Origin of the sequence: Streptomyces venezuelae ATCC 10712, from assembly GCF_008639165.1 — a bacterium.
Classification (GTDB): Bacteria; Actinomycetota; Actinomycetes; order Streptomycetales; family Streptomycetaceae; genus Streptomyces; species Streptomyces venezuelae.
In genome coordinates this window covers 6,127,424-6,151,859 of record NZ_CP029197.1, presented here as the reverse complement: position 1 = coordinate 6,151,859, position 24,436 = coordinate 6,127,424, and the positions used below count along the sequence as shown (strand labels likewise).

At 70.0% G+C, this 24,436-nt stretch carries 25 protein-coding genes and 1 pseudogene; 12 read left to right on the top strand and 14 right to left on the bottom strand.

Annotation, left to right across the window (positions count from 1 at the left end; genetic code table 11):
• The first annotated feature begins 112 nt into the window (after positions 1–112).
• Positions 113–742, top strand: a complete 630-nt coding sequence (locus tag DEJ43_RS28435; RefSeq protein WP_015036846.1) for an HAD-IA family hydrolase — start codon at positions 113–115, stop codon at positions 740–742.
• Positions 743–871: 129 nt separating this feature from the next.
• Here DEJ43_RS28435 and DEJ43_RS28430 read toward each other — a convergent pair whose 3' ends face one another.
• Positions 872–1,729, bottom strand: coding sequence for a helix-turn-helix domain-containing protein (locus DEJ43_RS28430; protein ID WP_015036845.1), 858 nt, complete (start codon positions 1,727–1,729; stop codon positions 872–874).
• Positions 1,730–2,401: 672 nt separating this feature from the next.
• Between DEJ43_RS28430 and DEJ43_RS28425 the strand changes: the two genes are divergently transcribed.
• The 9 genes and pseudogenes from DEJ43_RS28425 (at position 2,402) to DEJ43_RS28380 (ending at position 10,059) form a co-directional block, all read left to right on the top strand.
• Positions 2,402–3,454, top strand: a complete 1,053-nt coding sequence (locus DEJ43_RS28425) for a hypothetical protein (protein ID WP_051025943.1) — start codon at positions 2,402–2,404, stop codon at positions 3,452–3,454.
• Positions 3,451–4,203, top strand: coding sequence for an ATP-binding protein (locus DEJ43_RS28420; RefSeq protein ID WP_015036843.1), 753 nt, complete (start codon positions 3,451–3,453; stop codon positions 4,201–4,203). Before DEJ43_RS28425 ends, DEJ43_RS28420 begins: the two co-directional genes overlap by 4 nt.
• Before the next feature lie 118 nt (positions 4,204–4,321).
• Positions 4,322–5,005, top strand: a complete 684-nt coding sequence (locus tag DEJ43_RS28415) for a WhiB family transcriptional regulator (RefSeq protein WP_015036842.1) — start codon at positions 4,322–4,324, stop codon at positions 5,003–5,005.
• Positions 5,002–5,451, top strand: a pseudogene (locus DEJ43_RS28410) (DUF2637 domain-containing protein); the annotation flags it as partial. The gene DEJ43_RS28415 and the pseudogene DEJ43_RS28410, both read left to right, overlap by 4 nt.
• Before the next feature lie 704 nt (positions 5,452–6,155).
• Entirely contained in the window at positions 6,156–6,335 is a 180-nt protein-coding gene (locus DEJ43_RS28400; protein ID WP_041662999.1) for a hypothetical protein, read from the top strand.
• A 236-nt stretch (positions 6,336–6,571) separates the two neighbouring features.
• Entirely contained in the window at positions 6,572–7,066 is a 495-nt protein-coding gene (locus DEJ43_RS28395) for a plasmid mobilization protein (RefSeq protein ID WP_233447997.1), read from the top strand.
• A gap of 4 nt (positions 7,067–7,070) precedes the next feature.
• Positions 7,071–8,780: a relaxase/mobilization nuclease domain-containing protein gene (locus DEJ43_RS28390; protein ID WP_015036839.1), complete on the top strand. Its 1,710-nt coding sequence runs from the start codon at positions 7,071–7,073 to the stop codon at positions 8,778–8,780.
• 268 nt (positions 8,781–9,048) lie between these two features.
• Positions 9,049–9,282, top strand: coding sequence for a hypothetical protein (locus tag DEJ43_RS28385; RefSeq protein ID WP_233447996.1), 234 nt, complete (start codon positions 9,049–9,051; stop codon positions 9,280–9,282).
• An 81-nt stretch (positions 9,283–9,363) separates the two neighbouring features.
• Positions 9,364–10,059, top strand: a complete 696-nt coding sequence (locus tag DEJ43_RS28380) for a hypothetical protein (protein ID WP_015036837.1) — start codon at positions 9,364–9,366, stop codon at positions 10,057–10,059.
• Between the two features lie 341 nt (positions 10,060–10,400).
• Here the strand turns inward: DEJ43_RS28380 and DEJ43_RS28375 are convergent, their stop codons facing one another.
• The 3 genes from DEJ43_RS28375 to DEJ43_RS28365 all read right to left on the bottom strand — a co-directional run bounded on the left by DEJ43_RS28375 (position 10,401) and on the right by DEJ43_RS28365 (position 11,830).
• Entirely contained in the window at positions 10,401–11,078 is a 678-nt protein-coding gene (locus DEJ43_RS28375; protein ID WP_015036836.1) for an SPDY domain-containing protein, read from the bottom strand.
• Positions 11,079–11,151: 73 nt separating this feature from the next.
• Complete coding sequence (locus DEJ43_RS28370; RefSeq protein WP_015036835.1) at positions 11,152–11,457, bottom strand: hypothetical protein; 306 nt, start codon at positions 11,455–11,457, stop codon at positions 11,152–11,154.
• A 10-nt stretch (positions 11,458–11,467) separates the two neighbouring features.
• Positions 11,468–11,830, bottom strand: coding sequence for an SPDY domain-containing protein (locus DEJ43_RS28365; protein ID WP_041662995.1), 363 nt, complete (start codon positions 11,828–11,830; stop codon positions 11,468–11,470).
• A gap of 503 nt (positions 11,831–12,333) precedes the next feature.
• Between DEJ43_RS28365 and DEJ43_RS28360 the strand changes: the two genes are divergently transcribed.
• Together DEJ43_RS28360 and DEJ43_RS28355 are read left to right on the top strand one after the other, a co-directional pair.
• A complete protein-coding gene (locus DEJ43_RS28360) occupies positions 12,334–14,157 on the top strand; it encodes an ATP-dependent nuclease (RefSeq protein ID WP_199868642.1) in 1,824 nt (607 codons plus the stop codon).
• Positions 14,147–15,856, top strand: coding sequence for a UvrD-helicase domain-containing protein (locus DEJ43_RS28355; RefSeq protein ID WP_015036832.1), 1,710 nt, complete (start codon positions 14,147–14,149; stop codon positions 15,854–15,856). The genes DEJ43_RS28360 and DEJ43_RS28355 overlap by 11 nt, the downstream gene beginning before the upstream one ends.
• Before the next feature lie 339 nt (positions 15,857–16,195).
• On the opposite strand, the gene DEJ43_RS28350 is transcribed toward DEJ43_RS28355, so the two are convergent.
• From DEJ43_RS28350 to DEJ43_RS28305, 10 genes are all read right to left on the bottom strand, one after another.
• Positions 16,196–17,173: an MSCRAMM family protein gene (locus DEJ43_RS28350; RefSeq protein ID WP_015036831.1), complete on the bottom strand. Its 978-nt coding sequence runs from the start codon at positions 17,171–17,173 to the stop codon at positions 16,196–16,198.
• Between the two features lie 56 nt (positions 17,174–17,229).
• Positions 17,230–18,063, bottom strand: a complete 834-nt coding sequence (locus DEJ43_RS28345) for a hypothetical protein (RefSeq protein WP_015036830.1) — start codon at positions 18,061–18,063, stop codon at positions 17,230–17,232.
• Between the two features lie 13 nt (positions 18,064–18,076).
• On the bottom strand, positions 18,077–18,955 hold the full coding sequence (locus tag DEJ43_RS28340; RefSeq protein WP_015036829.1) for an SPDY domain-containing protein: 879 nt from the start codon (positions 18,953–18,955) through the stop codon (positions 18,077–18,079).
• Positions 18,952–20,457 carry an ATP-grasp domain-containing protein gene (locus tag DEJ43_RS28335; RefSeq protein ID WP_015036828.1) on the bottom strand — a complete coding sequence of 502 codons (1,506 nt, stop codon included), beginning with the start codon at positions 20,455–20,457 and terminating at the stop codon, positions 18,952–18,954. The genes DEJ43_RS28340 and DEJ43_RS28335 overlap by 4 nt, the downstream gene beginning before the upstream one ends.
• Complete coding sequence (locus tag DEJ43_RS28330; protein ID WP_015036827.1) at positions 20,454–21,728, bottom strand: MFS transporter; 1,275 nt, start codon at positions 21,726–21,728, stop codon at positions 20,454–20,456. The genes DEJ43_RS28335 and DEJ43_RS28330 overlap by 4 nt, the downstream gene beginning before the upstream one ends.
• Before the next feature lie 70 nt (positions 21,729–21,798).
• Positions 21,799–22,224 (bottom strand): hypothetical protein, encoded by a 426-nt coding sequence (locus tag DEJ43_RS28325; RefSeq protein ID WP_015036826.1) that lies wholly within the window; start codon positions 22,222–22,224, stop codon positions 21,799–21,801.
• Complete coding sequence (locus DEJ43_RS28320) at positions 22,221–23,066, bottom strand: winged helix-turn-helix transcriptional regulator (RefSeq protein WP_015036825.1); 846 nt, start codon at positions 23,064–23,066, stop codon at positions 22,221–22,223. Before DEJ43_RS28320 ends, DEJ43_RS28325 begins: the two co-directional genes overlap by 4 nt.
• A gap of 32 nt (positions 23,067–23,098) precedes the next feature.
• On the bottom strand, positions 23,099–23,494 hold the full coding sequence (locus DEJ43_RS28315; RefSeq protein WP_015036824.1) for a hypothetical protein: 396 nt from the start codon (positions 23,492–23,494) through the stop codon (positions 23,099–23,101).
• Positions 23,495–23,914, bottom strand: coding sequence for a hypothetical protein (locus DEJ43_RS28310; protein ID WP_015036823.1), 420 nt, complete (start codon positions 23,912–23,914; stop codon positions 23,495–23,497).
• On the bottom strand, positions 23,911–24,351 hold the full coding sequence (locus DEJ43_RS28305) for a hypothetical protein (RefSeq protein ID WP_015036822.1): 441 nt from the start codon (positions 24,349–24,351) through the stop codon (positions 23,911–23,913). The genes DEJ43_RS28310 and DEJ43_RS28305 overlap by 4 nt, the downstream gene beginning before the upstream one ends.
• Between the last annotated feature and the right edge of the window lie 85 nt (positions 24,352–24,436).

Genomic DNA, 24,436 nt, shown 5'->3' with positions numbered 1-24,436 from the left:
AAATGCACCCCGGCCTGCGACGCATTCCTGCTCCCGTCGCCACACGTAGCCGGGCCGTGACCCTATCCGGTCCGGATGGGCGTCCGAAATCTCAGCAACCTGGAGTTCTCGCATGTCCAACCGCCCCAAGGGCCTCATCCTCGATTTCGGAGGCGTTCTCACCACCCCTCTGCTGCCCGCAGTGCTGGCTTTCGAACGGCGCGAAGGCCTGCCGCAGGGCGCCTGCCTCACAGCGCTCTACAAGGACGACGAAGGCGTCCGGATCACCAGCGACCTGGAGCGCGGAGCGGTCTCCCAGACCGAGTGGAATGAGTTCGCCGGCAAGATGCTCGGCGTCTCCCCCGAGAACCTCATGGGCAGGATCTTCGGAGACCTCCGCCCCGAGCCTCTGCTGATCGACGCGGCTGCTGCAGCGAGGAGGGCAGGGATCAAGGTGAGCATCCTGTCCAACAGCGTGGGGCTCGCCCCTTGGGACCTGTACGACGGCTACGAGCTTGAGCGGCTGTACGACGTCGTCGTGATCTCCGAGCACCACCTGCTGCGCAAGCCCGACCCCGAGCTGTTCGAGATCACCCTCAAGCTCATGGGCCTGTCGGCCGACGAGTGCGTCTTCGTAGACGACACCGTCGCCTACACCGAGGCAGCAGAGAAGCTGGGCATTACGGGCGTGCACAACCAAGACCCCAAGGAGACGGTGGCCGCCCTTTCCGAGCTGTTCGGCGTGGACCTCGCCACGGCCTGATCCACCGACTGCCCGAGATGGCCTGAAACGCGAAGGACGCTGGTGCACCCCCCTGCAGGGGGGTGCACCAGCGTCCTTCGCGTTTCAGGGCGCCTCGGGCGAGCGCGCGACCCGGGGTGCAGGGCGGCCCTACTCCCCGTCCGGGGCCTCTGGCAGCTTGTGTCTCAGTTCTCCGACGACCTCGTTGATCTTGGCCATCATCTCGACGGACAGGCCCTCGCCGTTGCCTCGGGCCGCCAGGCCGAGGATCTGCCCTCGGCTGATCGAGCCGAGAAACACCAGCGACTCCAGGATCTGGCGCTCATCGGGGCCGAGTTCGGCGTCGTCCCGGAAGACGCGAGGAGGGACCTGGAGGGCGTGGGCAAGGCCGACGCGCACCACGTCGGAAGCCTCGGCCGCCGCACCCGCACGGAGAGCAACGATGTCGTCGGTCGTGACAGCCGTCCCGGCATGCTCGTTGACCCGTCGCGCGATCTCCTCGTCGGAGGGCGCTTCCTGTCCAAAGTAGCCGTGCTGCACGAGATAGTTGATCTTTTCCCCGACCGTCCGGGGCGCAGCCGGGGTGTCCGGGCGCAGCCCGAAACTTACATCCTGGGCCGCGAGCAGCTCCTCCTCGGTCACGCCGTACGCCTGCGCGAGCGGCTGCACGTACGCATCGTTCAGCCTGCGCCGACCGCTCTCGGCGTTGCTCACCGGAACTCGGCTCGCATTGATGACCTCAGCGGCCTGCGTGATGCTGAGGCCGGCATCACAGCGAAGCAGCTGAAGGTCCGCTGGACCGTCATTGGGGAAGAGATCGTCAAGCCGCTCGCCGACAGCTTCGGCAAGCCCAGGGAGCTTCTCGCCTTTGGGGAATTCCTGGTTGTCCTCCCACCGCGAGACGGCCGGCGCCTTGACGCCCACAGCCGCGCCCACATCCTTCTGGCTGAGCTCTTTGGCCCGCCGGGCAGCACGGAGGCGTCTGCCGTCGAACTGACGAGGGGGCACGTGAACTCCTGCGGGGTCGCGATACGGCCGGTGGGTGCGGCCTCTAGGGCTACTGTAAGCCAGGCTTGATGCATCTGGGAAACTGACGTAAGTTTCCGTATCGCACCTGGTGGCCGGGCCTCGCCCTTTCATGGTGCCAGCCCCGGGGAGGACCCTCCATGCATGTTGCTTCTGCGTCGCCACGTGCGCAACGCGCCGTAGACACCGATACGAAGTCGTTGCTGACGGCGGGGCCTCTGACCCGGCGACCCGTCGGCGCCGGCCAGGTTGGCGGGGCGTCGCGGGAAGTTGTACGGGGTTGTAGAGCTATGTCTAGACCTTTCGGCAACGTCCTCGTATGTTCGTCGTCGCTCGCCGGGCAGCCCGCCCGGCCCCAGGGGGAACGGAGGAGGGGACATGAAGAGCAACGGCAGCAACGGCCCCGGATAGCCGGCAGAAACAGCGACGGCGCCTGAGAGCTGGAACTCTCAGACGCCGGACGCTCACGATGCTCCCGCCCAGGCAAGGGCGGAGATCACCTTCATCCGCACCGATCCTTCTCACGGGACCACCGGTGCGGCTTCACTGCACAGGAGAGTGTCGCATGTCTGCTGCCCAGCGCAAAAGACCCAAGCCTTCGGCCCGCGCGGCAAAGGCCCCCCTTCGCAACCCCGCCCGCGGGGGTGCTGCCTGATGGCCCGCATCCGAACGATCAAGCCCGAGGCGTTCGAGTCCGAGGATCTTGCCTCGGTAGGTGTCACGGCGATGGTGACCTTCTTCGGCCTGCTGACCCAGGCCGATGACGCCGGCCGCTTCCGCGACCACCCCGCGATCATCGCGGGACGGCTCTGGGCCCTGCGCGCCGACCACACACCGGCGAACGTGGCCATAGACCTGGAGCAGCTCGCCGAGGCTGGCCTGATCTGCCGCTACACCGGCTGTGACGGGCACTCCTACCTCCACGTGGTGACGTGGGACAAGCACCAGAAGATCGACCGCCCCTCCGCCTCCCGACGCCCGCGGTGCCCGGCCCACCAGGGCCACCAGAAGTGCGGCGCCTGCACGAACGACTCCTGCCCGACGGCCGGGCCTACTCACACCTCGACTATCGGTCTCCCGCGCACCGCCCAGGGCGCTTCGCTGCAACCTCGTCGAACGCTCGATACGCGGGATTCCGCCGCGCCCGCGCCGCTCACGGCCGTCTCGGAGGAGGCCGTGAGCGGCGGGCAGGTGCGAGTGAGCAGCAGCGAGCAGCCTGCCCGGGCCGACTCGGCTCAGTCCGACGAATCCGCAGGTCACGAGGGATTCGTGGATGATTCGGCGAAGCCTCGCGAGGGTGAAGCGGCTGGATCTAGGATCCTGGATCCTGGATCCTTCCCCAAGGGGGGCGAGGCCCCCGCCCCGCAGACCAGCTCGGCGGGCACCTCGGTCAAGGCCCTTGTGGCCGAGTACGTGAGGGAGTCCGCGCACAAGCCTCCGAGGGACGTCGTGGGGCTGGTCGGTCGCCAGGTGAAGCTCCTGCTGGACGAGGGCTTCGACCCGGAGGTCATCCGCGGCGCCCTGAAGCGGCTGCGTCTGAAGGGCCTGCACGGGAGCGTGCTGCCGAGCCTGGTCAACGAGGCGCTGAACGCCGCACGGTCTCCGGCCGCAGTCGGCGCCTCCGGCGCGGGGCCCTGGGCCACCGCCAGCCACCTGCCCTACCTCGACCCCACGTCCGAGCCGACCGGATTCGGAGGCCGGCTGTGACCCGCTACCGCCTCGACGACCCGCAGCCGCCGGTGCCTGAGCGCCTGCGAGCCCGCCTGGAGGCCAAGCTCGCCGAGCGCGGGATCAATCCCGCCGCGGAGCTGCCGGACACCCCGGAGTCGATCCCGGCCCTGGAGGCCGCGCAGCTGCGCATCCCGATCGCGTACCGCGAGGCCCTGGTGGAGCAACCCGATGTCGCGGCCTGGGTGCGGAAGGTCTCCGAGGGCGCGGTAGCCCCGTCCGCCGGCGGACTGAACCCGCAGTTCGGCGCATCCGGGCGGCGGCGGATCATGCACGGGCCGTCGCTGCTGCTCTGGGGGAACGTCGGGACCGGCAAGACACACCAGGCGTACGCCGCGATCCGGGCCCTGACCGCCTCCGGGTGCGGGGTGTCCTGGCACGCGACGACCGCCGCCGACCTGTACGGCGATACCCGCCCGCAGGCCGGCGTGGACCTGGAGCACCAGCTCCGCAGGATCGTCCGGGTACCGCTGCTGCTCCTGGACGACGTCGGCGCGGCGAAGACCTCGGCGTGGACCGAGGAGGTCCTCTTCCGGCTGGTGAACTGGCGCTGCCAGAACCAGCTGCCGACGATCTTTACCACGAACCTGCCGCCGGTCCGCGACCTGGCCGACTCGCCCAGCCAGCCGGTCCTGCGCGACCTGGTAGGCGACCGCGTGCTGAGCCGCATGTCCGGCATGTGCACCCCAGTCCGCTTCACCGGCCCCGACCGCCGCTTCCAGCGCTGACACGCACCTCCTCTCCTCGGCCCGCCGCCGCAGCCGGGCCAATCCCCCCGCCTCACCCCTGCCCCTCCGCCGCCACGCGGCGTCGAGGGAGGCCGAGGCGTACCCGAAAGACACCCTGATGCGCTACATCACCACCAACACCGGTCCGCAGCCGACCATCCGCTCGATCGCCGACCACAGCTGGCACTCCCGCGCCGCCTGCTACGGGATCAACCCCAAGGAAGCCGACCGGCTGTTCTTCCACGGCCCCCGCAACTTCCGCGACCGCCAGCAGGCCAAGCAGGTCTGCGCGACCTGCCCCGTGCAGCGGGACTGCCTCAACTTCTCGCTCGAGAACAAGGTCGAGCACGGCATGTGGGGCGGCCTGACCCTCAAGGAACGCGCCGCCTGGCGCAAGAAGCTGGACAACCGCCTCGACTACGCCCGGGTGCGCTCCGCGATCAACGGGCGGGATGTCCACCTCAGCAGCCTGGAGCGCAAGGCGGTCGTTCGGTATGCCTGCGCCCGGGGCTGGAGCACGACCCGCCTAGCCCACGTCCTGGGCGTCACGGTCGAGTGGGCCCGCGACGTGATGAGCGAGGAAGCCCGCGCCATCGAGGACCGCGACCGGCACAACGTGCACGTTGACCCCGCCCCGGCCACCGACGCAAAGGGAGACGAGTCGAGCGCGGCGGAACCGCCCCTGACCAGTGACCAGGACGCGGACAGCCCCGGCGACAGTCGTCCCAGCGACGAAGTGGTCCCGGTGGACCGGCACGTCCATGCCCCCGTCATCGTCGACACCTTCCGAAAGGCAGCATGACTCACCCTCACGACCCGGCCAGCCGCCCCGCGCAGAGGGCGGCTGAGCGGTACGTCCTGATCGCCGCCGGCGCCGTCATCCTGGCCCTGACGATCGCATCCTTCTGGCTGTCCTACGCTCACCTGGCCGAAGTCGCCGGCCAGCACGGACTGGGCAGCGCCCGTGCTCGGCAGTGGGCGTGGCCGGGGACGGTGGATGCCTTCATCGTGACCGGCGAGCTGCTCATGCTGCGGGCAGGGCTGAGACGGGTCACGGACTGGTGGGCCATCGGCCTCACGGTCACTGGGTCGGTGGGGTCCATCGCGCTGAATGTGGCCGGCGTCCGCGGTAGCAGCGATGGGGCGATCCCTGTGCTCGACTACATCGTCGCCGCCGTCCCGCCGACCGCTGCCCTACTGGCCTTCGGAGTCCTCATGCGGCAGATCCACCAACTCGTCGCCCCGCCGGACAGCGGCAAGGGCGAGGCGGCGTCGGAGACCGACACCGGAACCGAGGCGGGGACCGGGACCGACTCCTACTCCGGAACCGAGACAGTGACAAGGACCGAGACCGGGACCGAGGCCGGGACCGGGACCGAGGCGGGGACGGGGACCGGGACCGACACCGGGACCCAGGCCGGGACGGGGACCGGGACCGACACCGGGACCGAGGCCGGGACCGGGACCGAGGCCGGGACCGACACCGGGACCGGGACCGAGACCGAGGCGGGGACCGAGACCGAGGCCGGGACCGGGACCGAGGCCGGGACCGACACCGGGACCGGGACCGAGACCGAGGCGGGGACCGAGACCGAGACCGAGGCCGGGACCGAGACCGACACCGGGACCGAGACCGAGGCCGGGACCGGGACCGGGACCGGGACCGGGACCGGGACCGGGACCGACACCGAGACCGACACCGGGACCGGGAGCAGCCAGGGGGCGTCACCGGGACCAGGAGGGCGACGCCCCAAGCTGACCGACGACGAGATCGTCGACCTGATCCGGCCACACGTCCCGGACGCCCTGGCGCGGGACGGCAACGAAGCGGTCACCCGCGTACAGCTCCGGGGAATCATGCGCGAACACGCCATCCCGATCCGAAACGAGCGGCTGACCCCGATTCTGGCCCGCCTGAGGACACCACAGCCCGCCGCTGCTAGGAGCACCCGATGAATACGTGCCCGAAGTTCGCCCGCATCCGGGCCAAGTACGAGCAGGAGACCACCTACCTGCTCAACCACGCTGCTCGCTCGACCACCAGGGGCAGCGCGGGGCTGGCCAAGAGCAGCAAGCACCGAATGGCACGGGACCTGTCCGGGCACGTCGCCCGGTGCCTCGAATGCGGGTAGTCCCGCGCCGGCAGGACTGCCAGTGACCCCCACCGCTCCGGATTCTGTCCGGAGCGGTCCCGCTTCCTCCCCGACTCAAGAACGCAGAGATCATGCCGGATTCGCAGGAACCACCCCTCCCCTCGACCAGCCAGCCGAGGACCAACTCGTCACCAGACGAAGCAAGTTATCGGCCAAGACACTCTTCCCCGTCGGGGAAGCGCGTCTTGGCCATGCCCGCCCCGCAGGGGGCGGGAGTGGTCCAGCACCGGGGGGTGCTGGACCACGGGGCAGCGACCGAGGGCGGATCGCAGCCGGAGAAGCTCGAGCCTCGCCGCAAGCGCCGTGCCACGAAGACCACTTCGCGCAAGCGCTCACCCAAGACCACCCCTGACAAGCGCGCCTACGTATGCAGCGTCCGTCTCAACGACGTCGAGAAGCAGCAGCTCGCCGACGCCGCCGCTGCCGCTCGTACGAGCCTTCCCGCCTTCCTCGCCCGTGCCGGCCTAGCCGCCGCCCGCAACCCGGAGTCCGCCGCCGCGTCGATCGCAGGCGAGCGCGAGCTGATAGCGGAAGTCTTCGCGGCCCGCCGGCACCTCGGGCAGGTCGGCAACAACGTCAACCAGATCGCAAGGGCCATCAACCTGGGCGACCGCCCGGCGGACGCTCAGCTCGATGCTGTGCTCAACGCCGTCCGCCGGGCGACCGAGCGCGTCCAGGCCGCCACAGACAAGCTCCTCGAAAGCCGCTAGGAACATGGTCCCGAAGATCCACAAGCGCGGGAAGCGCACCATCGGCCTGCTCTACTACCTGTACGGACCGGGCAAGGCCGAAGAGCACGTCGACCCGCACCTCGTGGCGTCCTGGGACCACTCCGCCCCCGACCCCGGCCGCGACGCCGAGGCCACGTACAAGGAACTCCAGCAGCTCCTCGACCAGCCCCTCGCCCTCCTCACCGACGCCCAGCGGGCGAAGCCGCACGTGTGGCACCTGTCCGTCCGCAACGGCCCCACCGACCGGATCCTGTCCGACGAGGAGTGGGGCGACATCGCCCGGCGCATGGTCGCCGCCGCAGGCATCGACGACCCCGATCAGGGCGCGGGCTGCCGCTGGGTCGCCGTCCGGCACGCCGACGACCACATCCACATCCTCGCCACCCTCGCCCGCGAGGACGGCTACCGGCCCGACCTCGACCGCGATGCCGTACGCGTCCAGGCCGAGGCCCGCCTCCTGGAACAGGAACTCGGGCTGCGCCGACTCAAGCCAGGTGACGGCACCGCCGCCCAGCGTCCCACCAGCGCCGAACGGCACAAGGCCGAGCGCCAGGGCCGCGAGCGTACTGCCCGCGAGGAGCTGCGCGAGACCGTACGCCGAGCCGTGGCCGGCGCGGTCAGCGAGGACGAGTTCTTCGGCCGCCTGGCCGCCGCCGGCCTCCTGGTGAAGACACGCGTGGCCCCTTCCGGTGACCTCCTTGGCTACAAGGTCGCGCTGCCCGACGACCGCAACAAGGACGGTGAGCCCGTGTACTATCCCGGCGCCCGCCTCGCTCCCGACCTCTCCCTGCCCCGCATCCGTGAGCGCTGGTCCGCGGACACCGCCGCCCAGGACGGAGGCTCGGTCCAGCCGCTGCGTCCGGTTCCTGCTGCCCCTGCCGCGGCCCGACGGGACACGGCGACCGTCGCCTGGCAGGCCGTCCTGGTTGTCGAGCATGGCGAGGACGGCCTCGCCGCCGCGCACATCGCCGCGGCCGGCGAAGTCCTCGACGCCCTCGCGAAGACGTCCGCCGCACACACGCGGCGCGAACTACACGAAGCGGCCTGGGCGTTCGAGCGTGCTTCCCGCTCACACATTCGCGCCGTACGAGGCCACGACCGCGCCCTGCGCCAGGCCGCCCGCGATCTCGTTCGCGGCGGGCCGGCCCTCGGACGCGGCGAAGACGGCGCGAGCACAGCCATGGCGATCGACATGCTGTTCTTCCTGGTCACCGCTGCTGCACACTGGCACGCACGGAAGGGCCACGCGCAGCAGGCCGACGCTGCCCAGCAGGCCGCCGAGCACCTTCGCTCCGCCTACCGCGCCGCCGCCGGCCACCCTCTCGCCGTGCTCCATCAGCGAGGCCGACGCCTCTCCCGTCCCCTGCTCCTGCGGCAGACCGCCGTCCTGCGCGAAGCGGTCCCCCACCTCGCCGAGCACGTCCTCACCGAGGAGGGCTGGTACGCCCTGGCAGCCACGCTCGCCGAGGCCGAGGCCGCGGGCCATGACCCCGGTGCCCTGCTCGCCGACGCTGCCGGCCGCCGCGAGCTGGGCACAGCCGAGTCGGTCAGCGATGTCCTCGTCTGGCGCCTGCGCCGCACTGCAGGGCTCCCCGCCGACGCGACCGGCATAGCAGGCGCTGCCCGGCTGGGCACGACGCCGTTCAAAGGAACGGCTCCGGACAGGGAACGGCGCGACCGTCGGCGCCGGTAGATGGTCAGCCCTCCACCACGGCGAGCAGCAAGCAAGGAACGCCGCGCGGGCATGACATTGGCATATCCAAGAGTTGAAGCAGCCTGGCACTGCGCGGCACTATCGCCGTCCACCGAACGCCGTACGAGGGGGAGACATGTTCGGACGCAGGCGTGTGGATCGTCAGCAGCGAGGAGCGTGGAAGTGGGCGGAGGACGTGAGCACGACGCACGTCGACCCCCCACTCAACGCACCCCCTGTAGTGCGCCAGGAGGTGGAGGGGCTCCTGATGACGCACCCCAACCCCTTGGTCGTCGACGGTGACGTGCGGGCCTGCGGGACATGCGGGTCCTACCGCGGCTGGGTCGTGATCAGCCTCCGTGACGAGGTGTGGCTGCGCTGCCCGGCCGGCCACGAGCAGCACGAACCCGGCCTCGACACCGCCTGGTACGACCGGCACAGCGGGCCGGTCACCCAGCGGCACGACACCTACGACGACGGCCTGCGGGACCTCGGCCACTAACCCACGCCCGTACGATCCCGCCGGAGGAGAGCCCGCTTCGGGCCCGGCGCCGTCAGACCCCCGACCACCGAAGGATCCACCGTGCAACGTCGTGCCTCTGCTGCTCTGTCCCTCACCGCCCTCGTCACCCTCGCCGTCACGGGCTGTGGGAACGACAGCTCCACATCCGCTCCCTCCGATTCAGCACCGGCCGCCAAAGCGAGGCCGACTCCCACCGCCGAGCCTGCCGGGGTCCCGCTCACCTCGGCGGCTCTCACTGCGCGGCTGCTCGACGAATCCGACCTCGGCGAGGGCTATACCCGCAGAGCGAAGTCCGACAACAGCGACCGTGACGATGTCACCGTGATCGGCTGCCCGGCGCTGGAGAAGCTCGGCGGTAACGGCGCCGCCGGCGGAGAGCTGGACTTCCCCAACAGCGCGGAGGTCACGTTCTCCTACGCACGCGGCTCGGGCTCCGAGGTGGCCGAGGAGCTCTACAGCGACACCGTCGACAAGCTGGGCCCGAACACCAGGACCGTGTTCGAGGCCATGACGGGATGCCCGCTGTACCAGGTCGTCGTGGGCGACGCCCCGATCGCCGTCGCGACCCAGAAGCTGCCCGCTCCCGCTCTCGGCGACGAAGCCTGGAGCCAGCTGCTGACCCTCACCGCGGGCGGGCGCGACACCGTGATGAAGCAGACCGCCGTGCGCGTCGGATCCGTCCTCGTCGTCGTGTCCGGGTCCCCCGCCCTGGTCGATACGCACCTGACCCGTGCGGTCGAGAAGGCGCGAGGCTGACCGAGCGGGTACGAAGACGGCCCCTGGGCTCCGTATTCGGAGCCCAGGGGCCGCTTTCGTTTCCCGTCGAATATCTCAGCCGCAGTCATGGCGGCGGCACTCGCCGTCGGTGATCACCTTCGCCGTGGCGGTGTGAGTCCACCCGCACGCGCAGACAGCGTCCCATCGAGCACGACCGGTGCACTGCGGTGTGCGGGGCACGCCGCTCGTGGACACCAGGTGTCGCGTTGGCCCGGTGGTCGGGCAGAGGGTGCCGTCCGGGTGGTGGGCTGTGAGACGAGGAAGACGACGTGGCACGAGAGCCTCCTTGGGGTTGCGCGATTGGCGTCGCGGGGCCCGCGTCAGGTTGCCGGGGTGGTGGAGAGTCGGCCGGCGGCGCTCTCCGGTGGGTTGCGGCGCCACACGGGGGCGGGTGAGGCGAGCGATGTTGCGAAGGCCGCGACGAGGTCGTGGGGGGCGCTGGCGCTGAAGACCGCGGTCCACTGATACGGATCGCCGATCACCGGCTCGGCCCACGCCTGCCAGCCGGACAGACCAGGGCGCGGGTCGCCGTCGCGAACCAATTCCGGCAGTTCGGCCCAGGCGAAGCCCGCGGACATGCCGGGGTCCCAGGCCCGGGTGTCGGGGATATCGATGTCCCGGGCCCAGCCTTGCGCACACAGCGCGTCGAGGACGCGCTCGCGGCCGTCGTAGTTGACGGCCGGGTCGGTGCGCGCCTCGATGGCGAGGAGGAAGTCGGCGATGGCTTCGGGAGGTGTACCGGTGGTGAAGCAGGCGGTCCACTCCATCACGGCGCTGGACGGGTGTTGGCGGGCCGAGACGTGCCAGGCGACCTGGAGGTCGCCGAGGAGGAAGTCGTGGGAGCCGCGCACCCACTCGGCCCCGGCGAGTCCGCGGGGGCTGAGGTGCAGCAGGGTGGAGCGAGCCGTCGTCCAGGTCGACCAGCCGGCGTCCGCCAGAGCATCGGCCACGCGGTCGGCGAGTTCGTCGTCGTCACCGGCCAGGTGGCGCGGTCGCACCCAGTAGGCCGGGCGGGCGGAGTGGAAGGGGTGGTTCGGGTTCAGTGGCGCCTCCAGGCGGTGGGGGATGGTGCTACTGCACGGCGATGCCGGTGCGCGAGCGGCGGGGTGCTTCGGTCGGCTCGTGCCAGGCAGCAGCGACGGTGACCTCCGGCGGGACGGGGCCCTGCTGATCCCCGTTCTCCGTCACGTAGACCGTCGTACGTCCGAGCGCGTCCTGCACGGCGATCACGTCGGCGATGCCATGCCGGAACGGGAAGATGGGGTTGATGGCGAGGCACACCGGGGTGTCGGGGTCGACTGCGGACAGCCGGTCGATGAGATCCCGAGCGGTGAGGGTGAAGGACAACAGCAGCTCCTGGAGAATCGTGCGGAACAAGGGCCCCAGGTCAGCAAGGGGCCGCGGGGACGGACGTGGCCAGCACGCTGCCGACGGCGGCGGCGACAATGGCGGCGGGGGTCTCCTTACGGAAGGAGACGCAGTAGCCGGGCACGTCCGCGGTGCCGGTGACGGCGAGCTTCCAGCCCTCTCCGTCGGTGCCGGGCCGGCCATCGGGAAACCAGCCGAGGTAGAGCCGCCCATCCCGGGAGTTGATGTGGACATCAGCGCGGTCGTCGACAACGACCTTGAAGTCGGCATCGGTAAACAGGTCGATGACGTCCACCGGCTGTCCCGGGCCGAGCAGCCACGTCCGCAGCCTCAGATCGGCGACAGTGGTGGAGAAGCCTGGCCTCGCAGCATCGACGGTCATGGGCATACACCTCTCTGACCTGGACTTTTTCGGGAAGGTGTCCACGTTGACATCCCTCTCGCCCGTCCACCAGTCCTTTCGCCGATCTTCCTGTCTGCCCCCGGCGAACCTGCGGAATTGTCCTTTGTCATCCCATCGAGTCGTTTGACAGCGAACCCAGTCGTACGAGGAAGCTCGCACGTTCCTGCTGCATGCCTGGGAATCCGACTGGCCAGATAGCCCCTACGGTCCGCGCCTGCCCTCTGCCGTCGCGGATTGGTCACCCACAAGGGCAGCACACGCGTTGCGGGGTGACGGCTCCTCCGTATGGCGCCGCCGCCAACCATTCGCGTCTAGGAGCGGTCTGAAGATCCCGCTTGTCGTAGAATCACCCCCAGTCTGCGTCAGGGGATGCTCCGATCTGTCCTCGTGGCGACGGCTTTCGCGCGAGGAAGCGCCAGCGGCGACGAGTCGACTAGGTCCTGCTCCCTCGAAGATGGGGGGCGGGCGTGCAGGTACGTCGGGTGGTCCTGGAGAACTTCCGTGGGGTGAAGAGCGGGACGATTCTCCTGGACGGCCACTCCTTGTTGGTCGGCTCGAACAGCGTCGGCAAGTCGACTGTGTGCGAGGGGCTGGAGCTCGTGCTGGGGCCCGAGCGCATGTTCCGACGACCGGTGGTCGACGAATACGACTTCTACGGCGGGTGCTACCAGGAACGGGAGGGCAAGCTACCCGAAGTGAGGATCGAAGTGGTCCTCACCAACCTGTCCGACGCTGCCGAGCGCCGATTCGGAAGCCATCTGCGCCGCTGGTCGGCGCAGACGAGTGACTTCCTCGACATGGTTCCGGCCGCTATCGAAGATGCCGAGACCGGCGAATGGTGCCTGCCGGTGGTCTTCCTCGGCCGCTATGACCCTCAGGAGGACGACTTCATCGGGGGTACGTTCTTCGCGCATCCCGAGAGCGTCCCGGACGGCCTAGACGGGGAGGAGAGCGGGCTCGGCGCGGGACTGAAATCATTCACCCGGGAGGACAAGCGGCACTGTGGATTCCTCTACCTGCGGCCGAACCGTACGGGCAACAGGGCGCTCACCTTTCAGCGTGGTTCGCTGCTGGACACGATCGTGCGGCTGGAAGCCGAGCTGGCGGGTCCGCTGTGGGAGAAGGCGCTGCGTGACCTGGAGCAGGTCGCCGTGGCCGCGGCCGAATCAGGATTCGGAAAGATCCGTACGGAGATCCGCGATCGCGTCGACCGCTTTGTCAGCCTCGGCGACACAGCGGATCCGGTCGACCTGCAGGCGTCTGAACTCACGCGCGAACACTTGCGTGAGGTATTGCGCCTGTTCATCGCTACCCAACCGGGGCCGCACGCCGTGCCGTTCAACCGACTGAGCACCGGGTCGCTGAACCTGCTGGTGTTCGCCCTGCTCACCTACATCGCTGAACTCAAGGGCGACAAGTCGGTGATCTTCGCGATGGAGGAGCCGGAGATCGCGCTCCCTCCGCACGCGCAGCGCCGTCTCATCGACTTCGTGGTCAAACGTATGGGTCAGGTGATCGTCACTTCTCATTCGCCGTACGTGATCGAGAAGTTCGAGCCCTCCCGCATTGTCGTGATCAACCGCGACTCAAAGGGCACGCTCAGCAGCAACCGTGTCGTCCTGCCTGGTGACTTCAAGCTGAAGAGGTACCGGGACAACCGCCGGCAGTTCGCTGAGGCCGTCCTGGGGCGTGCCGTACTGGTGGTGGAGGGTGCTGCGGAAGCGGCCCTGTTCCCAGCCGTATCGGATGTGCTTGAGGCTGATCCCTCCGTCGCGGGCTACGTCCCACTCGACCTGGCCGGTGTCACGATCTTCGACGCTCAGAACGACGTCTCCGTGCCCTTGTTCGCCCCCGTCTTCAAAGGGCTGGGCAAGCCGGTCTACGGGATCCACGACCAGCCCGACAAGCCGCTCGACCCCAAGGTCGCGGCCAAGACTGCCGACTTCACGCACTACACGGTGCTGAACTATAAAAGCGTCGAAAAGCTGCTGGTAGCCGAAGTACCGGTCGATGCCCAGCGTCGCTTCCTCGCCACCGCGGCCCAGCGCACGGACTACCCCTCCGGATGCGCCCGACCCGACCCGTCCGCCACGGACACGGCAGTAAACACCCTCACCCACGAGGTGTTGCGGGCCCGCAAGGGTGACGGCTATGCCGCGCTGCTCATCGCCGAGTGCACCGGCCGAAGTCAACTACCCGCCGTGCTAGCCGATCTCCTTCTCCAAATCGACCGCGACCTGGGAACCTCTGCGAGCGGCGGAGAGACCGACGACACCGCCCACTCGGACGAGACCGATGGAAATTGACCCGGTCAGGCAAGAGATCCTCGATGCCTCCGGCCACCTTCTGATCGTCGGCGGCCCCGGCTGCGGCAAGACCACCATCGCTCTGCTCAAGGCCCAGGCGAGACTGGCCGCCCTCGAACCCGAACAGCGAGTCCTCTTCCTGAGCTTCTCGCGCGCCGCCGTTCACCAGATCACGGACCGGATGTCCGGAGTGCTGGACCGAGCCAGCCGTCAGCGCCTGGAAGTACGCACCTTTCACGCCTTCTTCCTTGACGTCGTACGAAGCCACGGACGGCTGCTCACAGGTCGGCCGTCTTCGTTCATCACGCCCGATCGTGAACGGCAGATCCAGGCGGACTTCGACGGCGACTGGATGAGCGAGCGCCGACGCCTCGCGACCGAGGAGGGCCGCTACGTCTTCGACCTCCTCGCCGAGACAACGGCGACTCTCCTGGAACGCAGCGCCGCCCTGCGTGCCCTCTACAGCAGCATTTACCCGCTGGTCATCGTGGACGAATTCCAGGACACAAACACCGACCAATGGCGCGTGATCAAGGCTGTCAGCGGCGCCTCCACCGTCATCTGCCTAGCCGACCCCGACCAACGCATTTTCGACCACCTGGACGGCGTCGAGGAGCAACGCCTCGACGACGCCGTGGCGCACCTCGCGCCTACGCCCTTCGACCTGTCCAAGGACAACCACCGTAGCCCCGGCGGCGGACTCCTCGACTACGCCAACGCCGTCCTGAATAACACCCTCCACGCCGAGCCGGCCAACGTCCACACCTGGACCTACACCCCGGGCTACGGCGTTCCGTGGCAGACGCATGTCCACCACGGGGTCATCGCCATGCGGGATTACCTCACCACCCAGCTAGCGCACACACCGACCATCGCAGTCCTGGCGAGTGTCAACTCCCTGCTGGGCCAGGTCTCCGAGGCTCTGGCCACCGACACCATCACCGGCAACACCACACTTCCCGCAGTCGACCACGCCCTACAATGGGATCCCGAACTGACCGCCGCGGCCGGCTACGTCGTAGCGTCAATCATGGAATGGCCCGGTCTGCCCCGTGTGGAGGCAGTCACTCGCACCATGCAAGCCCTCGCCGACTTCTACCGGGTCAAGCTGACCAGCGGCACCGCCGGCGCACGCGACAAGATCAAAACCATGGAGAACGGGGTCAGCGCGTTCACGTCCGGCAAGACCGTCCGCTCCAAGACCGTCAAAGCCGTGACCGCCGCCTACGACGCGGGGATCTCCTACCTCGGACAACCGGTTGCTGACTGGCCAAGCGCTCGCGACCGCCTCCACGGCTCCAACGAACTCGAAGAAGTCCTCAAGCACGCACGCCTGTTGCGCCTACTCAACGCTACCGATGCACTGGCCTGGGGCCTATCCGATAGTTGGGACGGCGACTCCGCCTACAAAGACGCGGCAGCCACCGTCCGCGCTGTCCTTGCCGCCGAGACCCTCACCGCCGCCCAACAATCACCAGAGACCGTTTCCCTGATGAGCATGCACCGCTCCAAGGGCAAGGAATTCGACGGTGTCATCATCGTCGAAGGACGCTACACAGGTACCCTGCTCGACCCTAGCTGGTCACCCGAACGGCTCCGTGCCCAGCGACGCCTCCTGCGCGTCGCTATTACGCGGGCGCGCACTATGGTCCTTTTCGTCCGCCCACAGGGCAGTCAACAGCTCACGAGGACGCGCTAACCCCCGGAATCGCGGTTGCGCTAGGGGGCGATCTGCACTGCCTTTTGGACGAATGGCGAAATACTAAGACCGGGGGGAATGGCGGCTTCGTGTACTCGCGAAGCGGTGGGCCAACGCGAATGGCCCGAGCAGGGAACAAGGTCTCCTGCTCGCGTGGGCGGCCGGCTTCCTCGCTTCGGTGGCGGTCATGCGGGTCTGACTCCCGCTGGCGCGCTTCGGCGCGGCCGTCGCCAATACGTCGAGGGCCCCGGGAACCATGACGGTTCCCGGGGCCCTTCGGACTGGGCGTCTCCTACTGGGCGGGACGTGCTGGTGCCGGCCGCGGGGCCGTGTCCCTGGTCAGTTGGTGGCCGGGGTCTCCTCCTCGTCTTCCGTCTTCTTGCGCCGTGCCGCGATCAGGGCACCGCCGCCGGCAGCGATCAGGAGGCCGCCGCCCGCGAGGAGCCACGCGTTGGAGTCAGCGCCGGTGTGTGCGAGGGAGCCCTTTGCGGGCGGGGTGCTCGGGGTGTCGGTCGGGGGCACCGGTGCGGTGGAGGTGGACTGGCTCGGGGTCGGGGTGGCCGGCGGGGTGGTCGCCGGAGTGGTGGGAGGGGTGACCGGCGGCGGGGTCGTCGGGGGCGTGGTCGGCGGGGTGGTGGGCGGCTGGGTCGGCTTGTCCTTCTTGCTGTTGGTGAAAGTGGCGGTGGTCTTCTCACCGGGCCTGGCGGTGATCTTGACCGGGGTGGTGTCGAGCTCGTAGCCGGTGGGGGCCGTGGTTTCGGTGCCGGTGTAGGAGGTGCCGTTGCGGGAGGAGACGGGGAGCTTCGCCGTGACTGTGCCGTCCTTGCCGGTGGTCAGGGTGATCGCCTTGCTGGTGCCGGTGGAGGGGGTGATGTTGATGACGGCGCCGGCCAGGGGCGTGCCGGTCTTCTTGTCGGTCTTCTTCACCAGCAGCTCGGCGGGCTTGAAGGCGTCGATGATCGTGAGCTTCGCGGTGTGCTCGGGGGTGACGATGACGTCCTGGTCGGGGGCCAAGTCGTGGAGGGGGCTACCGGAGTCGGTCTCCTTGAGGCGGTAGGTGCCGGGGTGGACGTTCTCGAAGCGCAGGATCCCGTCGGAGTTCGTCTTGCCGGTCAGGGCTTTGGTGCCGTTGAGGGTGTCGAGGAGGGAGAACGCGGCGCCGGCGAGGAGGGCGCCGTCCGGGTCCTTCTTGGTGATCTCGACGGCGCCCGGGGGAATTTCGGGCGCGTTGGCGAAGGCGGTCGGGGCCCAGATCAGAGAGCTGGTCGCCAGGGTGGTCGCGGCGAGGGTGGCCGCGGTACGGCGGGTGGCACGCATGAAGAAGAGGTTCTCCTCGGTCAGGTGTGTGGTGGGGGTCGCGTCGGAGGCGGAGGTCAGTGAGTGCGGGCAGCCGGCGTCGGGCCGGAGGCCCGGACGGCTCGTAAGGGTGGTGGGCTCGCCCGCAGCGGTGTGGAGGTGGCCGCGTGCCGTCGGGAGGCGGCCTGGACGAGGGAGCGCTGCCGGTCCATCGGCAGGCTGGCGATATGTTCGAGGGCTTCGCCTGTGTCGGGGCCGAGGCGGCGGCCGGTGAGCTGGGTGACAGCCGCAGCTTCCGCGAGCATGCCCTGGTCCAGCGGGAGTCCGAGCACGTCCATCACGTAGTAGCGGGCGTTGCACAGGGTCTGGGTGACGGGCAGGTCGTCGTGGGTGCCGCTCTCGGCGAGGTCAAGCACGGCCTGGGTCGCTTCGTGGAGGCGGGTGAGCACGACGGTGTCGGTCGCCCAGAGCGTCGAGTGCCAGCGATCGGTCCACGGGCCGGGTCCGGCGAAACTCCGGGGCGCGGTGAGGACAGGGCAGGAGACCTGAACGAAGGTGACGATCGCGGACCGCAGGCCGGTGAGGTCGGCTCCAGCCCAGGGAGGCAGGCCGTCCTGGTGCCAGTCGCGTATGACGCCGCGCCCGTCACCGGACCTTCGTTCGGCGTCGCGGCGGGTGAACGTGCCGTGCTCGCTGAAGCGGAGGTGTGCGGTGTCCAGGGTGCCGCGCTCGGCGTCGATGACGGCCAGGCGCAGGCCGTCGTACTGACGGTCCATGATCGTGCGGGCGAACTCGATACGCAGGCGGATCGACGAGTCCGTCGGGTTCGCGTAGTAGACGTCGCCGACGACGGTGCCGAACGGAAGAGGAAGGTCGAGCCGGTCGAAGAATTCCTGCGCGTACAGGGGCAAGAGGCTCCTTGGGTCAGCGGCTGGCCGAGCGGCCGGCGGGCGGTGCCGCGGTCGCCGGTGGCCGGGTAGCGGTGCTCCAACGCGGGACGCTGCGCGTGGTGATCGCCGGGGGCTGGCGCTGGACACGCTGGACATCGAGCGGGGTCGGTGCGGGGGGCTTCGGCGAGGTGAGCGGGGTGAGGTTCGCCAGCGCGGCGAGTTCGGGGGCGAGCGCGTCGCGATAGCGCAGGACCGGGGTCGGGTCGAGCAGGGCCTGCGCGGTGGCCGCGATCAGGTGGGCGGGTGTGCGGGAGGTGAAGCGGGCTTCGGCTCGGTGCCATCCGGAGGGTCCGGCCCACAGCAGGACCGTCTCCTCGTCGAGGTCGTCGCTGCCGACGTCGATGGATACTCCCGCGGTGCCGTCCGGGGCCGTGATCTCGACGTGCGGGCCGTGGACACGGCTGGGGCGGCCCCCAGCCCCGAGGGTTGTCGACCCCGGAAGCCGCTGGGTCTTCCAGCCCGCGTCGAGCAGCGGCTGTACTCGTGTTGCCCAGTACGGGGAGGGGGTTTCGATGAAGGGTTCCTGGTCCTTGCGCGCATCCCAGTCGCGTTCGAGGGCGGTGGTGAAGGCGGCGACGATCTCGGCGGGGAACTCGTTGTTGAAGGCCGCCGACCAGCGGGTCGGGGACGAGGCGTCCTCGCTGGCGGAGATCTTGTAGACGTCGAAGTCGTCGCCGTACCAGCCGATGCGGATGCGCTGGTCGGGCGAGGTGATCAGCATCTGGCAGGGGCCGTCCTCCAGGTGGACGGTGGGCCAGTGCTTCACGGGGACGAAGCCCGCGTCGCCGCACCAGTCGGCCCCCGCGAGGTAGCGCGGGGAGACATACACGTCCCCTTCGGGGATGTACGTCATGCGGCGCCTTCCGTCCCAGGGCCGCCGGGCCGGACGGTGAGGGTGATGTGCTGCGCGGTCTCGGCGAGGCGTTCCTCGACCTTGGCGGCGTCATAGCCGGTGACGACGTAGAGGCCGGCGCGGGCGACGTCGACGTCGCCTTCCGGGGGCAGGACAATCCGATCGCCGACGGCGCCGATCCACTGGACGAGGTCGAGCCACCGGGTCCGTTCGGCGAAGGCGCGGTCGATGGAGCGGTGGGTGAGGGTGCCGGAGGTCTCCGGGTAGAGCAGGGTGACCCCGGCGGCGCGCAGGCGGGAGTGCTCCAGGCGGGGGCTGGTGCCGCAGGCGAGGTCGGCGGCGATGTGGGGCAGGTCGAGGCCGGTGGCGAGGCGGACGAGGTGGCCGATGAGGTCGCCGCCGATCCTCGCGTTGACCTCAATGATCCGCGGGCCGGTGGGGGTGAGGCGCATCTCGACGTGCTGAATGCCGTGGTCGATGCCGAGCGCACGGATGGCGGCGGCGGCGATCGGGGCTACCTCGTCGAGCAGCGTGTCGGTGGCGTCGACGGTGTGGCCGACCTCTTCGAAGTACGGCTCGAAGCCGAGCTTCTTGCGAGTGACGGCGACCGCGTGGGTGTGACCGTTCTGCGTGACGCACTCGACGCTGATCTCGGGGCCGTAGAGGTACTCCTCGACCAGGACATCGGTGTTCTGGCCTCCGGCCAGGGCAGCGCCAGCTGCGGCGAAGTCGAATGCGTGGGCGAGGTCTTCGCTGGTGTCGACGCGGATGACGCCGACGCTTCCGGCCTGGCCGGCGGGCTTGAGGACGATCGGGTATCCGATGTCCTCGGCCAGGATGGTGGCCTCCAGCAGGTCGCGGACGCGGCCGGAGCGTGCCGAGGGAACCTGGTGGGCGGCGAAGAGTTGGCGGGTGGCGTGCTTGTTGCGGCAGTTCTCCATCACGGCCGGCGGATTGGTGCGCAGTCCGAGGTCCTCGGCGAGCTGCGCGGTGTGGACGAGCAGGTTCTCGTTCCAGGTCAGGACGCCCGCGATGGTTCGGCGGGCACTGATCGCCTGTCCGGCGACGAGGAGCTGGTCACGCTGGTACGGGTCGGCGACTTCGTGATCGACGACGTGCTCGGCTTCCCAGGTGAGCGGCTTCGGGGTGATGACAGCGACGTCGTAGGCGGCGGCGACCTGCTCCAGGCAGTAGCCGCGGTACACCTCGTCGCCGGGGGCGACGACGAGGACCGTGGGGCGGCTGGTGGTCTGCTGCAGGGAGGTCGGGGGGACGGTCACGGGGAGGTCCTTGTCTTCACGGGTGGTCGGGTGGTGGCGGGTGGCGGCGTCGAGAAGGCGGCGGAGGTCGGTGGCGAGGCCGCCGGGGGCCAGGAGGTGGCCGGCGAGCGTGGTCGCCTCGGCGGAGGTGCGAGCGGCGAGGCGGTCGGTGAGTCCGCGGACGAGGGAGGCTGCGGCGAGGGCCTGGTCGGCGCTGAACCGCGACAGGTGCGGGGTGGTCATGGGGTGGTGGCTGCTCCGGGCTGGGTGGTACGGGGGCTGCGCATGGCGGGCTCGCGTCGCAGGCGCCAGAACGCGCACGCGAGACCGGCGGCCTGAAGGCCGGCGCAGGCGGTCAGCACGTGGCCGAGCGCGGCGGCCGGGGTGAGGGCGACGACGATTCCTGCGAGCGGGAACGGCGTGAGCATCGCGAGGATCGTGACGGCGAGGGTGGCGCCGAAGACGGGCTCGGGGATGAGGTGGGAGCGCAGGGTGCGCAGGACGACGGTCATGCCGCCTTCGCCGGCCATGAGGACGGCGGTCAGGACGAGGAAGCTGGTGTAGTCGCCGGCCTGGGAGACGGCGAGCCCGGCCAGGGCGGCGACGGCGGCGCTTGCCGCGCCCGCTGGCCACAGGCCGAGGCGGTCGATCGCGAACCGGCAGAGGGCGACGGCGAGCAGGGAGGCTGCTGCGGCGGCTGACCAGATCAGGCCGACGGCGGCGCTCGACTGGCCGAGGTGCTGCACGACGATGACCGGGGCGGCGGCCTGCAGGACGCCGGTCGCCATGTTGGAGACGGTCAGGCCGGTGATGAGCCAGGCCAGTGCCGGGATGGAGACCAGGGTCTTCCAGCCGGTGCGCAGTCCGGCGAGTGCGGGCGCCGGTGGCGGGACGAGGCGCGATTCGCGGTGCCAGGGGGCGAGCAGGGCCCCGAGCAGTGAGCAGGCGGCCATCGTCAGCAGGGTGCCGGTGACGCCGACGGCGTGCAGGAGGAACCCCGCGAACGCAGGTCCGGCGAGGGTGGCGGTCTGGTCGATGCCGAGGAGTACGGACTGCACCCGGTGGGCGCGGTCGCCGGCGTCTTTGCTTGCGGTCGCGCCGGCGGTCTCGGCGGCGATGTAGGAGAACTCCGTGACGACTCCGGTGATCGCGGCGAGCGCCATCACCGTGATGGTGGCTCCCGTGCCGCCTGCCTGGGTGGGCAGGATGAACGCGGCGGCCACGACGACCAGGGCGCGCAGGACCGAGGCGATGCGGAAGACCCGCTTGGTGCCGTGCCGGTCCACCACCTGTCCGGCGAGCGAGAACGCAGCGAGGCGGGGCAGCCACTCCAGGGCGAAGGCGATGCCGGTGAGGGTGGCCGACTGGGTGGTGGCCAGCACGATCAGCGGGATGCCGTACGTGGACATCGCGAAGGCGCCGGCGTCGGCCGTACGAGGGAGGTAGATCCGCCGCAGCAGGGAGAGCTGGGGCGGCAGAGCGTGCCGGGGGCCGGCGATCACGAAGTCGGTCATGTGCTTTCGTCGGAGATCAGGAGCGGCGCCCGCCGCAGGCGGGTGGAAGACGAAGAAGGAGGAGGGGCGGCTACCGTGCGCCGCGGCGGGGCGCCGGAAGGCGGGAAGGTCCCGGGGGCGGCTTGGGCGAGCCGTTCAAGTCGGCGTAGCTGTTGGTGAGCAGCCGCAGGAGCTGGATGCCTTCGCCGCGGCGGGCGACGAGCGCGTCGATCTCGCTGCCGAGGGACTGCAGGAGGCCGTCGGTGGAGCCGAGTCGGTAGCGGTCACGGCCCTGCGTCACGGACTGGAGCTGGCTGATAGCCATGTCCGCCCGCTGCAGCAGCGTCTGTTGCAGCTCGTCGACGTTGTCCGCGGTCTCGCGGATCAGGTCAGCGACGGTGGCGAGAGCGGTGCCGGGCTCGTGGGAGCGGAGGACGAGGCCGCGGGCGGCAAGGGCGTCGCGGACGGTCTTCGTCCCCAGGGCCACCACCGGCCGCGGCTCGGCGGCCTCGCTCACCGGCGTACGCCTCCCGCCGGAGGCACCGGTGCCTTGACCGGGCGGGCCACCGGCGGGTGGGAGAAGAGATCGCCGGATTTCCACGATGCCACGGCAGGGGCCGTCCTCAGCACGGCGCCGGCAACCGCCGTCTGCGAGGTGCGCTGGGTCGGCACCGCGGCCGGCCGGGCCGGGGCACGGCGGGCGGTGGGCTGGCCGGTTGCCCAGGCGGTGAGCGCCTCGTAGGCGGGGGTCAGGCCCCGGCCCGCGGCGGTGAGCACGAACTTCCCTTCGTGGTCCCGCGTCACGAGGCGCTTGTCCGACAGGTGCTTGAGCGGGTGGTAGACGGCCGTGGGGTGAGCGTCGACGAGTACGGAAGAGGCAAGGGAAGCGCCGGTGGTGGCACCGCGGTCTCGGAGCGCCCACAGGATCGTGGTGGCGTGCCGTCGCGAGATCAGGTGGAGGGCGTCCTCAATCTCCTCGCCCTTGGCCGCCGGACGGGTCGTGCTCTTCTTGGTGACGGGGTCCTTCACGGTGGGTCGCTCCAGGTGCTTGCTCCCCCACGCGGCGAAGTGGTCGAGCACGGGCAGCAGAGCGATACCCCGGTCGGTGAGCGTGTAGATGACGTGGCGGCGGGTGTGCTCGGTGCGCCGTACCAGGCCGGCGGCCTGCAGATCGCGGACCTTCGGGTGGAGCTGGCCATCGGCCATCCACGGCATCCGCGCCTTGAGGTCGGAGTAGCGGGCGGGCTCTGTGAGGCTCATCAGCACCCAGGCGTTCCACCTCGGCGAGATCGCCTCCAGGGCTTGGACCACCAGGTCGATGTCACGGTGCGCGGGGGCGGGCAGGCCGGATGCGGGCATGGGAGTACTCCTGAGGCGTGGTGGTGGGGTGTTCAGCGGGTTCGCGCGGTGGTCGCGGCCGGGGCAGGCGTCTTGGCGACGGGCGTGGCGGCGGGGGCCGGGGCACGGTAGAGGCTCTGGATCACGGCGAGGGTGAAGCGGGCCTGGTTGTCGCGGGTGGCGACCGATTCGGCGATCCGGCGGCTGCAGTCGAGCAGGTGGCCGGGGGTGGCGGGGCCGATGTCACGGCCCTGGTCGGCGAGCTGCAGAAGCCGTTCGCGCTGGAACTGAATGTTCTTCTCTGCCAGTTCGACGGTGGTCAGTGCGTCGAGGAGGGTGACGAGCATGTTCGGCCGGTCGGTGGTGGCGATAGCGGCGAGCTCGGCCCGGGGCCTGCCGTAGAGGGATTCGATCCGCTCGGCGAGTTGGTCGGCTACGGGGTGGGGCAATCAACGTCCCTTTGCCTGTGCGGCCGTTGTCGTCCCCGCGGGTACGGCTCGGGCAGTGATCGCCGGTTGGTTGAACGTCACTGCGCGTTGGTGCTCCGGCGGTGGTTCGGATCGCAGGAGCTTGTCGAGGACCGTCAGGTAGCCGCGCCGGGCGCAGAGTGCGGCCTGCATCCACTGGGCGTCCATCCGCAGGTCGTCCTCGGACAGCTCGTCCATCGGTCGGTCCGGAGCGCTGCGGTCGTGGACGCGGTCGCGGACCCGGGCCACGTGCTGCTCGGCCACCGCCAGGAACGCGCGTAGTTCCAGGGCTTCGCGCAGGTGCCGGGTGTGCTCGGGGGCGGCGAGGAGCTGGTCGAGCGGGGCCCCGAAGACCTCGGCGAAGCGCTCGTCCCGGCTACTCGGCTTGATGGTGGTGCTCATCGGCGGGTCCTTGCGGATACGGGGGCGGGCTGCGGGACCGGGGTGGTGGTGAGTACGGGTCCGGTTCTCCGGGCGGCGCGGCTGGTGGCCGGCTGCTCGGGCAGGGGGTAGTCCTCAAGGAGGTGTCGCACGGTCAGCGCCCGGCCGTCGCGGATGGTCAGCGCGGTGTCGACGCGCTGCGCGAGCGTCATGACCTGTTCGTCCAACTCGCCGGCGGGGGCGGACTGCAGAGCGCCGAGCAGCTCGTCCTCGGCCGAGGTGAGCAGTCGCTGGGCCTCTTCGAGGTCGTCGTACCAGCGGACGACCGCGCTGGGCAGGAACGAGATCGTGCCGCGGGCGGCGGCCACGGCGTCGCGCAGCTCGTCCACGGGGATGCCGAAGCGGTCCTCGATCTCGCGGGCGACAGCGCGCAGGACATCGTCGGGTTCGTCGGTCACGGGCAGACTCCTCTCCTTGACGTGGACAGGGGGGAAGGTCCGGGAGCTGTCGCTCCGGGCGGGTGATCTCAAGGATCCGGAGAAT